The sequence below is a fragment of the Streptomyces sp. NBC_01012 genome, from assembly GCF_045162755.1.
Taxonomy (GTDB): domain Bacteria; phylum Actinomycetota; class Actinomycetes; order Streptomycetales; family Streptomycetaceae; genus Streptomyces.
This window is the reverse complement of record NZ_CP108688.1, coordinates 2514884-2529055: the sequence shown is the minus strand read 5'-3', so window position 1 is coordinate 2529055 and position 14172 is coordinate 2514884. Positions and strand designations below refer to the sequence as shown.

The following is a 14172-nucleotide window of genomic DNA, read 5'->3' as shown; positions in this document are numbered from 1 at the left end:
TCTGTGGAGTGTCCCCCCGTATCACCGACCCCGAGCAGCTCAAGGAGCTCCTGGGGATCCCCTTCACCCCGGAGCAGACGGCCTGCATCACCGCGCCGCCCGTCCCGCAGGTGATCGTGGCCGGAGCGGGCTCGGGGAAGACCACGGTGATGGCCGCCCGGGTCGTCTGGCTGGTCGGGACCGGGCAGGTCGCCCCGGAGCAGGTCCTCGGCCTGACCTTCACGAACAAGGCGGCCGGTGAGCTCGCCGAGCGGGTCCGCAGGGCCCTGATCGCAGCCGGGGTCACCGACCCGGACGTCATCGACCCCGACAATCCCCCGGGCGAACCCGGCATCTCGACCTACCACGCGTTCGCCGGCCGGCTCCTGACCGACCACGGCCTGCGGATCGGCCTCGAACCCACCACCCGGCTCCTCGCCGACGCCACCCGCTACCAGCTCGCCGCCCGGGTACTGCGCGAGGCCCCCGGCCCCTACCCCGCGCTGACCCGGTCCTTCCCCACCCTCGTCAGCGATCTGCTGGCCCTGGACGCCGAGCTCGCCGAACACCTCGTACGCCCCGAGGAGCTCGCCGGGCACGACACCGCTCTCCTGAAGGACCTGGAGACGGCCCGGCTCACCAACGCCGAGCTGCGCAAGATCCCCGAGACGTCCGAGGCCCGCCGCGAACTCCTCGAACTGACCGTGCGCTACCGCGCGGCCAAGCGCAGCCGGGACCTCCTCGACTTCGGCGACCAGATCGCACTCTCCGCCGAGCTGGCCCTCACCAGGCCCGAGGTCGGCGCCATCCTCCGCGACGAGTTCCGTGTCGTCCTGCTCGACGAGTACCAGGACACCTCCGTGGCCCAGCGTCTGCTCCTGGCCGCACTGTTCGGAGGCGGAGGCGGAGGCGGAGGCGGGGGAGCCGAGGGAGGCGGGGGAGCCGGGGGAGGCGACCACGGCGCGGCGGGCCATGCCGTCACCGCCGTGGGCGACCCCTGCCAGGCGATCTACGGCTGGCGCGGTGCGTCCGTGGCCAACCTCGACGACTTCCCGCAGCATTTCCCGCAGGCCGACGGGACCCCTGCCACCCGCTACTCCCTCAGCGAGAACCGCCGCAGCGGCGGGCGTCTCCTCCACCTCGCCAACGGCCTCGCCGAACCGCTGCGTGCCATGCACGAGGGAGTGGAGGCGCTGCGCCCCGCACCAGGAGCCGAGCGGGACGGCACGGTCCGCTGCGCCCTCCTGCGCACCCATGCCGAGGAGATCGACTGGCTCGGCGACTCGCTGGCCCACCTCGTACGGACCGGGACCCCGCCGGGCGAGATCGCCGTCCTGTGCCGCACCACCGGCGACTTCCCCCGGATCCAGGCCGCCCTCGTCGCCCGGGACATCCCGGTCGAGGTCGTCGGCCTGTCCGGGCTGCTGCACCTCCCCGAGGTCGCCGACCTCGTCGCCGTCTGCGAGGTCCTCCAGGACCCCGGGGCCAACGCATCGCTGGTCCGGCTGCTCACCGGGCCGCGCTGGCGCATCGGGCCCAGGGACCTCGCGCTCCTGGGACGCCGCGCCCGCCTCCTCGTCCACCGTTCCGTCCCGGGCGACGACGCCGACCCCGACCAGCGTCTGGCCGACGCGGTCGAGGGCACCGACCCGGCCGAGGTGATCTCGCTCGCCGACGCCCTCGACACCTTCCTGGAGTCCGGCGGGGCCGAGGACGACCAGCTGCCCTTCTCCGCCGAGGCCCGCGTCCGCTTCGCCCGCCTCGCCACCGAACTCCGTGAGCTCCGCCGCTCGCTGGCCGACCCCCTCATGGACGTACTGCACCGCGTCCTCGCGACGACCGGCCTCGAAGTGGAACTCTCCGCATCGCCGCACGCCCTGGCCGCACGCCGCCGCGAGACCCTCGCCAACTTCCTGGACGTCGCTGCCGGCTTCGCCACGGTCGACGGGGAGGCGAGCCTGCTTGCCTTCCTCGGCTTCCTGCGCACCGCGGCGCAGTACGAGAAGGGTCTGGACAATGCCCTGCCGGGCGGCGAGAACACTGTGAAGGTCCTCACCGCCCACAAGTCCAAGGGCCTGGAGTGGGACGTCGTCGCAGTACCCGGCCTCGTCGGCGGCCAGTTCCCCAGCACCCGCTCCCGGGAGGCGTGGACCTCGCAGTCCCAGGTCCTCCCGCACGCCCTGCGCGGTGACGCGGCCACGCTGCCCGCGCTCGGGTCCTTCGACGCCAAGGGCCTGAAGGCCTTCAAGGAGGAGATGAAGGGGCATCAGCACACCGAGGAACTCCGCCTCGGCTACGTCACCTTCACCCGCCCCCGCACCCTGCTGCTCGGCTCCGGCCACTGGTGGGGCCCGTCCCAGAAGAAGCCCCGCGGCCCGTCCGCCTTCCTGGACGCGCTGTACGAGCACTGCGCGGAGGGGTACGGCGAGATCGAGGTCTGGGCGGACGAGCCCGGCGAGGACGAGGAGAATCCGGAGCTCCAGGAACAGGACGCCGACCAGGCCTGGCCGCTCCCGCTGGACGACACCGCCATGGCCCGCCGCCGCGCCGCCCGGGACACGGTGCTGGCACACCTGGAGACGCTGGCGGCCACACCCGTACCCGATGCGCACGACGAGGAGGCGCCGCTGTACGACGTGGCGTACGCGGACGAGGCGCCGCCGTACGACGAGGTGTACGGCGACGAGGAGGCACCGTACGACGAGGAGGCGCCGTACGACGAGGCGGAAGCCCCCTACGACGACCCGTTCCCCGGCGGTGACCCCGGCCCGTTCCCCGAGGGCGGACCGGGCCCCGGCGACGTACCGCCGGAGGTGCCCGCAGCGCACGTACCCGCAGCCCGGGGCCCTGCGGACGCCGGTCTCACGCCGGAGGAGTCCCGCGCCCTCGCCTCCTGGGACCGTGATCTCGACGCCCTGGCCGGTGAGCTGCGCCGCGCCCGTGCGGCCGTGCGCGACGTCGTCGTACCCGCGACGCTCTCCGCGACCCAGCTCCTGCACCTGGCCGACGACCCCGACGGCTTCGCGCGGGAGCTCGCGCGCCCCATGCCCCGCCCCCCGCAGCCCTCCGCGCGCCGGGGCACCCGCTTCCACGCCTGGGTGGAGTCCCGCTTCGAGGAGCTGCCGCTGCCCATGCTCGGCCCGGACGAGCTCCCCGGGGGCCACGGGAGCGACGCGGAGATCGCCGACGAGCGTGACCTCGCGGAGCTCAAGGAGGCCTTCGAACGCACGGCGTACGCCCGGCGCACTCCGTACCGCGTCGAGACCCCCTTCCAGATCACGCTCGGCGGCCGGGTGATCCGCGGCCGGATCGACGCGGTCTACCGCACGGGTGACACGTACGAGATCGTCGACTGGAAGACCGGCCGGCACGGCACCGCCGACCCGCTCCAGCTCGCCGTCTACCGCCTGGCCTGGGCGGAACTCCACGGCCTGCCGCCGGAGGCGGTCATCGCGACCTTCCTCTACATACGGACCGGGGAGACGTCCCGCCCCACCGGGCTGCCCGGCCGGGAGGAGCTGGAGAGGCTCCTGCTGGACGAGCCACCTCCTCGGGGCCGATAGGCTCATAAGCATGAGCGACACCCCGGACAGCGCCGTCCGTACGTACACCGAGCAGCACCGCGCGGCCTTCCTCGGCGACCTCGCCGAGTGGCTGCGCATCCCGTCGGTGTCCGCGCAGCCGGAGCACGACGGGGACGTGCGGCGCAGCGCCGAGTGGCTGTCGGCCAAGCTTGCCGGGACCGGATTCCCGGTCACCGAGATCTGGGAGACACCCGGCGCCCCGGCGGTCTTCGCCGAATGGCCGTCCGACGACCCCGACGCGCCCGTCGTCCTGGTCTACGGCCACCACGACGTGCAGCCCGCGGCCGTCGAGGACGGCTGGAGCACCGACCCGTTCGACCCGGTGATCCGCGACGGCAGGATGTACGGACGGGGCGCCGCCGACGACAAGGGCCAGGTGCTCTTCCACACACTCGGTGTCCGCGCCCACCTCGCCGTGACCGGCCGCACGACCCCCGCCGTACACCTCAAGCTCCTGATCGAGGGCGAGGAGGAGTCCGGTTCGCCGCACTTCCGCGCGCTGGCCGAGGAGCGGGCCGCACGCATCGCGGCAGATGTCGTGATCGTCTCCGACACCGGCATGTGGGACGAGAACACCCCCACCGTCTGCACCGGCATGCGCGGCCTCGCGGAGTGCGAGATCGAGCTGTGGGGTCCCGACCAGGAGATCCACTCCGGCTCCTTCGGTGGCGCGGTGCCGAACCCGGCGACCGCCATCGCCCGTCTCGTCGCCGCTCTCCACGACACGGAGGGCAGGGTCGCGGTCCCCGGCTTCTACGACGGAGTCACCGAACTCACCGCGGCCGAACGCGCCCTCTTCGCCGAGCTGCCCTTCGACGAGGACACCTGGCTGCGGACGGCGGCCTCGCACGCCGCATCGGGCGAGGCCGGCTACTCCACCCTGGAGCGGGTCTGGGCCCGCCCCACGGCCGAGGTCAACGGCATCGGCGGCGGTTACCAGGGCGCGGGCAGCAAGACGGTCATCCCCTCGTCCGCCCTGGTGAAGCTGAGCTTCCGGCTGGTCGACGGCCAGGAGCCCGAGCGGATCCAGGAAGCGGTCCGCACCTGGGCCGAGGCCAGGATCCCCGCCGGTGTCCGCCACCGGATCACCTTCGCGCCCGCCACCAGCCCCTGTCTGACCCCGCTGGACCACCCCGCCCTCCAGGCGGTGGCCCGCGCCATGGGAACGGCCTTCGGGACGAAGATCCTCTTCACCCGCGAAGGGGGCTCGGGCCCCGCCGCCGACCTGCGGGACGTGCTCGGCGCACCCGTCCTCTTCCTGGGCATCTCCGTACCGTCCGACGGCTGGCACGGTCCCGACGAGAAGGTCGAGCTCGACCTCCTTGTCAAAGGCGCGGAGACCACCGCCCATCTGTGGGGCGAGCTGGCCGACGCCGCACCGAATCGCTGAATCGCTGAATCTCTGAACGCCCGATCCACCCCCGGGGGAGTAGGAAGCACCTGTGAGCACCTTCGACAACGCCACCGCAGACCGCCCGATCGGTCTCACCGCGCCCAGCGGCATCGACCGCGCCGCGCACCACCGGCTCGACGAGGCCTGGCTCGCCGCGGCCTGGAGCCACCCGACGACCAGGGTCTTCGTCGTCTCCGGGGGGCAGGCGCTCATCGACGACACCCCCGACGGCGGCACCGAGCTCGTCATGACGCCCGCCTTCGAGGCGCCCGTCACCGAGACCCACCGCTACTTCCTGGGCACCGACGAGGACGGCGTACGCTACTTCGCGCTCCAGAAGGACTCGCTGCCCGGCCGCATGGACCAGTCCGCACGGCCCGCCGGGCTGCGTGAGGCCGGGATGCTGCTCGGCCCGCGCGACGCCGGGCTGATGGTCCACGCGGTGGCTCTGGAGAACTGGCAGCGGCTGCACCGCTTCTGCTCACGCTGCGGCGAGCGCACCGTCATCGCGGCGGCCGGACACATCCGCCGCTGCCAGGCCTGCGGCGCCGAGCACTACCCCCGCACCGACCCCGCGGTCATCATGCTGGTCACGGACGATCAGGACCGCGCCCTGCTCGGCCGCCAGGTGCACTGGCCCGAGGGCCGCTTCTCGACCCTCGCCGGCTTCGTCGAGCCGGGGGAGTCGATCGAGCAGTCCGTGGCCCGCGAGGTGTTCGAGGAGGCCGGGGTCGTCATCGGCGAGGTCGAGTACATCGCCAGCCAGCCCTGGCCGTTCCCCTCCAGCCTGATGCTCGGCTTCATGGCGCGTGCCACGTCGTCCGAGATCAATGTGGACGGTGAGGAGATCGAGGAGGCCCGCTGGTTCTCCCGCGAGGAGCTCACGGCGGCCTTCGACTCGGGTGAGGTGCTGCCCCCGTTCGGCGTCTCGATCGCGGCACGCCTGATCGAGCTCTGGTACGGCAAGCCGCTCCCGAAGCCCGGCACCATCGGCTGACGGGCCCGCGGCATCGTGCGCACGACGCCGTGCGCACGCACGACGGCCCCGGAGCAACTCTCTGCTCCGGGGCCGCTGTCGTCCGCCCTGGTGTCAGGCGCCGCCTCGTCGGCGTATGCCCGCGTGTCCGGCGCCTCGGTGTCCGGTGCCTCGGTGTCAGGCGCCGATCTTCTGCTTGACCTGGGCCAGCGAGGGGTTGGTCAGCGTCGAACCGTCGGGGAAAAGCACGGTCGGCACCGTCTGGTTCCCCCCGTTCGCCTTCTCCACGAAGGCCGCCGAGTCCGCGTCGTGCTCGATGTTGACCTCGGTGTACGCGATGCCCTCGCGGTCCATCTGCCCCTTGAGCCGGCGGCAGTAGCCGCACCACGTGGTGCTGTACATCGTCACAGTGCCCGGCATGTCGTCGGCGCTCCTCATGTCTTGTCCGTCTCGCTGACTGTCGGGGCCGCACGCACGCGCACGTCCCGCATGGAGGGAACGTACGAGACCTGACCGCCATTCCCGGCCCCCTCACCGGTACGACGAACGCCACCCCCTGTGGACAACCGCCTCGGTGGCCCCTCGCGACCTGGCAGCATGGCAGGGTGACAGCAGCAACGCATTCCACCCTCTTCCCACAGGTCCCCGACTCCGCGGACGCCGTGCTGGACGGGCTCGACCCGGAGCAGCGCGAGGTCGCGCTGGCCCTCGGCGGACCCGTGTGCGTGCTGGCCGGAGCGGGCACGGGCAAGACGCGGGCGATCACGCACCGCATCGCCTACGGGGTGCGTGCCGGCATCCTCCAGCCGACGACCGTGCTCGCCGTCACCTTCACCAACCGGGCGGCCGGGGAGATGCGGGGCAGGCTCCGTCAGCTCGGTGCGACCGGTGTGCAGGCCAGGACCTTCCACTCGGCGGCCCTGCGCCAGTTGCAGTACTTCTGGCCCAGAGCGGTCGGGGGCGAGCTTCCGCGGCTGGTGGAGCGCAAGGTCCAGCTGGTCGCCGAGGCCGCGGCCCGCTGCGGGATCCGGCTCGACCGCAACGAGCTGCGGGACACCACCAGCGAGATCGAGTGGGCCAAGGTCACCCAGACCGTGCCCGCCGACTACCCGGCCGCGGTCGCCAAGACCCAGCGGGACGTCCCGCGCGATCCGGCCGAGCTCTCCCAGATCTACGCGATGTACGAGCAGCTGAAGCGTGACCGGTCGGTGATCGACTTCGAGGACGTGCTGCTGCTGACCGTCGGCATCCTCCAGGACCGCCGCGACATCGCGGAGCATGTGCGCGGCCAGTACCAGCACTTCGTCGTCGACGAGTACCAGGACGTCAGCCCGCTCCAGCAGCGGCTGCTCGATCTGTGGCTGGGCGACCGGGACGATCTCTGTGTCGTCGGCGACGCCGGTCAGACGATCTACTCCTTCACCGGTGCCACCCCGGACCATCTGCTGAATTTCCGTACCCGCCATCCCGACGCGACGGTGGTCAAGCTGGTCCGTGACTACCGCTCCACACCTCAGGTCGTCCATCTGGCCAACGGCCTGCTGAGCCAGGCCAGGGGCAAGGCGTCCGAACACCGGCTCGAGCTGGTATCGCAGCGGGACAAGGGCCCCGAACCCCTCTACACGGAGTACCCGGACGAGCCGGCGGAGGCCGAGGGCACCGCACGGCGGATCCGCGACCTGATCGCCGCGGGAGTCCCGGCCGGTGAGATCGCCGTGCTGTACCGCGTCAACTCCCAGTCCGAGGTCTATGAGCAGGCACTCGCGGACGCGGGCGTGCCCTACCAGCTGCGTGGCGCGGAGCGCTTCTTCGACCGGCCCGAGGTGCGGGAGGCGGGCGTCGCCCTGCGCGGTGCCGCCCGCGCCGGGGGCAACGACCCACTGCTCGACGGCGCCGACGACCTGCCCTCCGAGGTGCGGGCTGTGCTCTCCACGAAGGGCTGGAACTCCAAGCCGCCGGCCGGCTCGGGGGCGGTGCGGGACCGCTGGGAGTCGCTCGCCGCGCTGGTGCGGCTGGCCGAGGACTTCGAACAGGCCAGGCCGGGCGCGACGCTCTCGGCCCTCGTGGCCGAGCTCGACGAGCGGGCCGCCGCCCAGCACGCGCCGACGGTCCAGGGCGTCACCCTGGCGTCGCTGCACTCGGCGAAGGGCCTGGAGTGGGATGCCGCGTTCCTCGTGGGGCTGACCGAGGGCATGATGCCGATCGCCTACGCCAAGACGGACGAGCAGGTCGAGGAGGAGCGCCGGCTGCTCTACGTCGGTGTCACCCGGGCCCGTTTTCATCTCTCGCTGTCCTGGGCGCTGTCCAGGTCGCCGGGCGGCCGTGGAAACCGCCGGGCCACCCGCTTCCTGAACGGGCTGCGGCCCGGTTCGGCCGCGCTCGGCACGCGGGGCGGTACCGGAGGGGCCGGCGGCATCGACCGGGGCTCCCGTGCGGGCGTGGGCGGTGCGGGGGCGGAGAGGCCTGTCAGGGCGGGCCGTAGAGGCCCGGTGCGGTGCAGGGTCTGCGGCAGGACGCTCACCGAGGCAGGCGAGATGAAGCTGATGCGCTGCGAGGACTGTCCCTCGGACATGGACGAGGGGCTGTACGAGCGGCTGCGGGAGTGGCGCGCCGACCGGGCGAAGGAGATCAGCCAGCCCGCGTACTGCGTCTTCACCGACAAGACCCTGATGGCGATCGCCGAGGCCGCGCCGGGCAGCGAGGGTGAGCTGGTCGTCATCCCCGGTGTCGGCAACCGGAAGCTGACCAGGTTCGGGGCCGATGTGCTGGCCATCTGCGCAGGCCGGACGGTGGGTGAGGAGCTGGAGGGCGGCGACGGCGAGGTGTGAGAAAAACTCGTCGAAAAAATAGTTTGCGCCCGCAGCAGTCATCACCATAGGTTCTTAACCACGGGAACAGCGACTTCTCTGAAGCCCTGACTCCGTGCTGTACTTATCCGAATACCGCAGGATCGGCCCCGGCCGGTCCCTTGAGACGCCGAGAGGAGGCGATTGTCGTGATCAGCATCATCAACACCATCAAAATGACCGATCCGTCGGTCGTCTCCACCTGCTCGCTCGGCCTGACCCGCTCCCCGGAGCTCTCGCTTCCTGGCACCGGTGTGTCCGGCATCTCCGCGATCAGCCCGCTGTCTGCGGCGAGCCTGCCCGTGCGAGAGCGCAATGAGCGACCGACCGAGGCGCCGGAAGCAGCAGCAGTAGCGAAGGGACGGGCCTCGGCCTATGCCTTTGCGGCAGCCGCAGCCGGTGCCGGAGCCCAGAAGCAGACGACGCAGCACCACCACACGATGTGGGCCTTCCGTGGGCCTGAACCCTGGAGTGATCCAGCCTGATCCATATCAGGCCGGCGCCTTCAGGGCCGCGGAACCCCACTCGGGATCCGCGGCCCTTTTGTTTTGTCCGAACGGATGAGACGAGACGAAGGAGCCTCGGGACAGCAGGACCTGGTACCAGCCGCCGACCGGCCAACAGGCCGGCACGACCAGACGAGGACAACACCACCGTGCAACTCGAGACGCACGCCCCGTCCGTACCGCCTTCCGACACGATCTCCCCGCCCGGCCTCACGGAGGACTCCACCTTGATCCCCCTCACCGCGCTCACCGCGCTCGACGACGCCATCGAAAACCTCGGCGTACCCGTCCCGTGCCGTTCCTACGACCCGGAGGTCTTCTTCGCCGAGTCCCCGGCCGACGTCGAATACGCCAAGTCCCTCTGCCGGACCTGTCCGCTGATCGAGGCCTGCCTCGCCGGCGCGAAGGAGAGGCGTGAGCCGTGGGGCGTCTGGGGTGGCGAGCTCTTCGTGCAGGGCGTCGTGGTCGCCCGCAAGAGGCCGCGTGGCCGTCCCCGTAAGCACCCGGTCGTCGCGGCGTGACCGCCGCCCTGGGGGTCATGTCCCCCACACGAACGAAGCGCATCGGAACCATCGACCGTCCCCAGACCCATGACCCCCGGAATCAGGCACCCATGACCACCACCACGAGGGAGCCTGTCGGCTCCGCCACCCCGGACGTCACCATCATCGGCGCGAACGACTCGCGTCAGAACAGGACCCGCGAGATGCAACTCATCCCAGAAGCCTTGGCCCGTGCTCATATGCACGACCGCCTGAGGGAGGCCGACGACGCTCGTCAGGCCGGCCGTCTGGTGGCCGCCAGGCGGATGCAGCGCCGTGCGGAGCGCGCCTCGATGCGCGCCCGCCGGGCGCTCGCCATGGCCGTCATGCACTGACAGCCCAGGCACGGCACCCGCTGTACGCAGCACCCGCAGCACCCGCAGTACGCAGCACCAGTAGTCAGTACGCAGCACCACGGCTGCCGGGCCACCGCTCGGCCCATCGGGCAGCCGACCTCCCCAACCAGCGGGGCCGGCCGGGCAGGCCGGCCCCGCAGTGCGTGCGCGCCGCGCGCCGGGCTCCGGGCGGCGTTATCGTCGCGAGGTGGACGAGGAGACTCATCACCCCGCGAAACCGGTCGCCGATCGTCTGGTGTGTGCCCGCTGCGGCACCACCGCGACATCGGACCCGCCACCTCCTACGTGGCTCTGCTCCGTGGAGAACGGCAGCCGCCAGTACTTCTGCGAGGACTGCGCGCGCACCCACATCAGAGCGATCGAGAGCAGACTCGACTCCGCCTGGTGGTGACCGGCAGGCTGGTGGTGACCGGTAGGTCTGCGGCGCTCCTACACCTCGACCGCCGCGGCCTCCTCCGCGCTGTCCTGCGCACCGTCCCGCTCGCCGTCCTCGGCCGGTTCGCACTCCTCCTCCAGGAGGAAACCCGGTAGCCAGGACTCCAGTTCGTCACGCAGACGGACGGTCGCGCCCAGCTGGCAGAGCACCCCGATCGTGCTCAGCGTCACGCGGTGTATCAGCAGATAGGACGGCGGCAGATTCAGCTGCTTCCCCATCTGATGCGCCGGGGAGCGCGGATCAGCGATCCGGGCCGCCTGGCTGCGCAGCCAGGAGCGGGTGAAGGTGAACTCGTCCACCTGCGCCGGCTCGATGATGGGCAGCAGATAGCCGAGCACGGCGTCCGGATCGAGCTCGATGGACTCCTTGACGAAGCCCGCCTCGCGCAACATCGCGTACACGGCCTCGGCGTCCCCGTCGAGCGTCATCCGCAGCGCGTCACCGATGATCCCCGGCAGACCGCCGGGAAGCCGGTCCACCGTGCCGAAGTCCAGCACCCCCAGACGCCAGGGCGTCTCGTCGTCGGGGCCGTCCGGGTCATCGGCGGTCATGCCGTCCACCGGGGGCAGCAGCCGGAAGTTACCCGGATGCGGGTCCGCGTGCAGCAGACCGGTGCGGGCCGGACCCGAGAACAGGAAACGCGCCAGCAGCTGGCCCGCGCGGTCCCGCTGCCGCGTCGTGCCGTCGGCGATCACCTCCGACAGCGGGATTCCGTCGATCCACTCCGTGACCAGTACCTGCTCGGACTGATGCACCACCTGGGGGATCACGACATCGGCATCGTCCTCGAACTCCGCCGCGTGCTCCTGCTGGGCCTGGGCCTCCAGGCCGTAGTCCAGCTCTTCCGACACCCGGTCGCGCAGCTCCGTGATGAGCGGCTTGATGTCCATCCCGGGCACCAGCGGCCCCAGGAGCCGCGCGAAGCGGCTGAGTTGGGTGAGATCCGACAGCAACGCCTCACCGGCGCCCGGATACTGCACCTTCACGGCGACATCGCGCCCGTCGTGCCACACGGCGCGGTGGACCTGCCCGATCGAGGCCGCGGCGGACGGCCGGTCGTCGAACTCGATGAACAGCTCCCGCCAGTCATCGCCGAGCTGTTCCTCCAGCACCCCGTGGACCGTGGTGGTCGGCATCGGTGGCGCCGCCTCCTGCAGCTTGGTCAGCGCCGCTCGGTAGGGGCCCGCGACATCCTCGGGCAGCGCGGATTCGAAGACGGACAGCGCCTGTCCGAGCTTCATCGCACCGCCCTTCAGCTCACCGAGGACCTTGAAGAGCTGGTCCGCCGTGCGCTGCTGGACCTCACGCGCCACCATCTCGGCGGGCTTCCCGCCGATCCGCTTGCCCAGACCCCAGGTGGCACGGCCGGCGAAGCCGAGCGGCAGGGCTGCCAGCTTCGCGGTACGGGTGACCGCCTTCCGGGGAAGATCAGACATGTGCCCCTCCAGTTCCCAGACTGCCGTGCGGCGTGAGTATCCGGCTCAGCTCCGTCGGCGACGGTCACCCGGCCATTGTGTCGTGCGTGGCGCCGGCCGCGGGGGTGAGCTCCACCTCAGTGTGCCCGGCGGCACCGCAGAGGCACTCGAGGTGCGGATCCAGCCGCTCCGGCCGCCAGTCCAGCATCGGCATGGCGGCCTCCCACCGTGCCCCCGTGCTGGACGGCAGCTCTCCGTCGAGGAACGACAGCGCGTGGGCCGCGGCCAGGCCCGCCACCGCGGTCGCCAGGCCCAGGTCGCAGGCCTGCACCCAGGTACGCCGCCCCGACCTCCACTGCGCGAGCATCCGAGGCCACTGCGGGTCGGCCTCCGTGCGGTGCAGTGCCAGGCAGCCGGCGCAGCCGGTGCCTCCCGGCAGCACCAACGGCCCGACCACTCCGGTGGCTTCGATCACCCCCGCATAGAGATGGGGCGTGCCCGAGGAGATCCATGGCGCCGCGGTGTCCGGGTCGGGGGCGTAGACGGAGAGGCCGTCCCTGGGTGCCACCACGATCAGGGACAGGGCGGGTTCGCCGTTCGCCGGGGGCCTGCCCGTCCCGCCGCTCGATCGTGGAGGGCCGACCACCGCGGATCTGCGCACCAGCTGCCGGGCCGCCGTGTCCCGGCGCTCTCCGACCGCTGACGCCGGGAGGCCGCCAGGGGCGACGTCCCAGGGTTCGGTACGGCCCCCGTCGAGCACCTCGACCTGGCCGACCCCCGACCCCGACAGGACCGCGGCGATCGTCGCGCCGACCCTGCCGGCTCCGCGCACCTGGACCCGCATCGCGCGCCGGGCCGCGAGCCTGCGCAGTCCGCTGCCGGGTGTCGGATGGACCACGGAGAGCGCGGCGGCGTCGGAGCGCTGGCGCTCCAGGGTCTCGGCCCGTCGGCGTAAGGCGTCGGCCTCCGGGCCGCCCGCGTCCGGATCGTCCAGCAGACCGGCCTCCGTGAGGCGCGACACGAGAATGTCCACATGCCGGTCCGACAGGTCCAGAGCTCTGGCCTCCTCGCGGAGCAGCGGAAGCCCGCGTGTTCCGTCGAGCAGTTCCAGAAAGCTGCCTGTGGCGATATCCAACGGTCCCAGCGTTACCGCGTGTGCGGGCGTCACGCCGAATTGCACGGTGTTCCGCCCCCGCCAGGCACGGCGCAGCGCGGGCTTCAGCATCGGATGCATGACTTCTCCCAGGTCGATGTCGGGGGCTCCGTTGCCAGAATGCAACGTGGCGGCGAAACGGGCGGAAAGTTATCCACAGGCAGGGGCATTAGTCGTTCAAATGGTGCATGTCGAGAAGTGGATCAACGCCGGTCCGTCGGGGAGGCGGGACTTACCGTGCTGTCAGCGGGTAACGTCGTGACGTGCCCGCCGACTCCTCACCTGGTCTCACCGGGGAGACCCCTGCGCGTGGCGCCGGACGTCGGCAGACCGGCTCAGCCGCCCAGCAGCCCCGTGCGTCGGCGACGAGCGCGGTCGAGGTCCGCAGGAGCACCCGGCGCAGCCGGACGGTCTCCGCGTACCGGGAGGGCGACCGCACCATCGTGCTCATCCCCGCCAGGATGTCGAAGGACGAGGAGCAGCGCTGGGTCGGCGTGATGCTGGACAAGCTCGCCGCGCAGGAGAGCAAACACGTCATCGGTGACACCGAGCTGGCCGACCGCGCGGAGCGGCTCTCCGGTCAGTATCTCGACGGCCGTGCGCGGCCGGCCTCCGTGCGCTGGGTGACCAATCAGAACACCCGCTGGGGCTCCTGCACTCCGGCCGAGGGCAGCATCCGGCTCTCGCACCGGCTTCAGGGGATGCCGGAGTACGTGCTCGACTACGTCCTGCTGCACGAGTTGGCCCATCTGCTGGTCCCCGGTCACGGGCCGCGTTTCTGGCGGCTCCTGGAGGCGTACCCCCGTACCGAGCGTGCGCGGGGTTACCTCGAAGGAGTGGTGGCGGCCGACCGGCTTCCGCATCTGCCCGCCGCCCGCGAGGAGTGACCTCGCCGCTTCTGTACCGGGTCTGTACCGGCTTGGCTCGATGTCGTGGTTTGCGGTTAGCCTGACGCGATGCATTCACCTTCGGGATGGGGGACGGTC

Annotated in this window: 12 protein-coding genes; 9 read left to right on the top strand and 3 right to left on the bottom strand. The window is 71.6% G+C overall.

Annotated elements, in window-relative coordinates; all coding sequences use genetic code 11:
- Positions 1 to 8 precede the first annotated feature (8 nt).
- Genes OG623_RS11025 through nudC form a run of 3 tightly spaced genes read left to right on the top strand, consistent with a single transcriptional unit; the run spans position 9 to position 5953 of the window.
- Entirely contained in the window at positions 9 to 3542 is a 3534-nt protein-coding gene (locus tag OG623_RS11025; RefSeq protein ID WP_406146072.1) for a UvrD-helicase domain-containing protein, read from the top strand.
- A 10-nt stretch (positions 3543 to 3552) separates the two neighbouring features.
- Positions 3553 to 4953 (top strand): dipeptidase, encoded by a 1401-nt coding sequence (locus tag OG623_RS11020; protein WP_406146071.1) that lies wholly within the window; start codon positions 3553 to 3555, stop codon positions 4951 to 4953.
- A gap of 52 nt (positions 4954 to 5005) precedes the next feature.
- Positions 5006 to 5953 (top strand): NAD(+) diphosphatase, encoded by a 948-nt coding sequence (nudC, locus tag OG623_RS11015; protein ID WP_406146070.1) that lies wholly within the window; start codon positions 5006 to 5008, stop codon positions 5951 to 5953.
- Positions 5954 to 6109: 156 nt separating this feature from the next.
- Here the strand turns inward: nudC and OG623_RS11010 are convergent, their stop codons facing one another.
- The gene (locus OG623_RS11010) at positions 6110 to 6352 is read right to left on the bottom strand and encodes a mycoredoxin (protein WP_362892002.1); all 243 of its coding nucleotides are present in this window, start codon (positions 6350 to 6352) and stop codon (positions 6110 to 6112) included.
- Positions 6353 to 6537: 185 nt separating this feature from the next.
- Here OG623_RS11010 and OG623_RS11005 point away from each other — a divergent pair, with 185 nt between their 5' ends.
- The 5 genes from OG623_RS11005 (at position 6538) to OG623_RS10985 (ending at position 10573) form a co-directional block, all read left to right on the top strand.
- Complete coding sequence (locus tag OG623_RS11005) at positions 6538 to 8760, top strand: ATP-dependent DNA helicase UvrD2 (protein WP_406146069.1); 2223 nt, start codon at positions 6538 to 6540, stop codon at positions 8758 to 8760.
- A 167-nt stretch (positions 8761 to 8927) separates the two neighbouring features.
- The gene (locus tag OG623_RS11000) at positions 8928 to 9263 is read left to right on the top strand and encodes a hypothetical protein (protein ID WP_406146068.1); all 336 of its coding nucleotides are present in this window, start codon (positions 8928 to 8930) and stop codon (positions 9261 to 9263) included.
- Between the two features lie 170 nt (positions 9264 to 9433).
- Complete coding sequence (locus tag OG623_RS10995) at positions 9434 to 9805, top strand: WhiB family transcriptional regulator (RefSeq protein WP_362892008.1); 372 nt, start codon at positions 9434 to 9436, stop codon at positions 9803 to 9805.
- A complete protein-coding gene (locus OG623_RS10990; protein WP_406146067.1) occupies positions 9802 to 10161 on the top strand; it encodes a hypothetical protein in 360 nt (119 codons plus the stop codon). The genes OG623_RS10995 and OG623_RS10990 overlap by 4 nt, the downstream gene beginning before the upstream one ends.
- Before the next feature lie 208 nt (positions 10162 to 10369).
- On the top strand, positions 10370 to 10573 hold the full coding sequence (locus OG623_RS10985; RefSeq protein WP_406146066.1) for a hypothetical protein: 204 nt from the start codon (positions 10370 to 10372) through the stop codon (positions 10571 to 10573).
- Between the two features lie 38 nt (positions 10574 to 10611).
- Here OG623_RS10985 and OG623_RS10980 read toward each other — a convergent pair whose 3' ends face one another.
- Positions 10612 to 12054: an ABC1 kinase family protein gene (locus tag OG623_RS10980; protein WP_406146065.1), complete on the bottom strand. Its 1443-nt coding sequence runs from the start codon at positions 12052 to 12054 to the stop codon at positions 10612 to 10614.
- Between the two features lie 64 nt (positions 12055 to 12118).
- Positions 12119 to 13267, bottom strand: a complete 1149-nt coding sequence (locus tag OG623_RS10975) for a ThiF family adenylyltransferase (RefSeq protein WP_406146064.1) — start codon at positions 13265 to 13267, stop codon at positions 12119 to 12121.
- A 182-nt stretch (positions 13268 to 13449) separates the two neighbouring features.
- Between OG623_RS10975 and OG623_RS10970 the strand changes: the two genes are divergently transcribed.
- Positions 13450 to 14073, top strand: coding sequence for a M48 family metallopeptidase (locus OG623_RS10970; protein WP_406146063.1), 624 nt, complete (start codon positions 13450 to 13452; stop codon positions 14071 to 14073).
- Positions 14074 to 14172: the final 99 nt, after the last annotated feature.

Bases quoted from the DNA above. Each gene is read 5' to 3' on its own strand.
- OG623_RS11020 (WP_406146071.1), top strand. From the start codon at position 3,553: ATGAGCGACACCCCGGACAGCGCCGTCCGTACGTACACCGAGCAGCAC.
- OG623_RS11010 (WP_362892002.1), bottom strand. From the start codon at position 6,352: ATGCCGGGCACTGTGACGATGTACAGCACCACGTGGTGCGGCTACTGC.
- OG623_RS10980 (WP_406146065.1), bottom strand. From the start codon at position 12,054: ATGTCTGATCTTCCCCGGAAGGCGGTCACCCGTACCGCGAAGCTGGCA.
- OG623_RS10975 (WP_406146064.1), bottom strand. From the start codon at position 13,267: ATGCATCCGATGCTGAAGCCCGCGCTGCGCCGTGCCTGGCGGGGGCGG.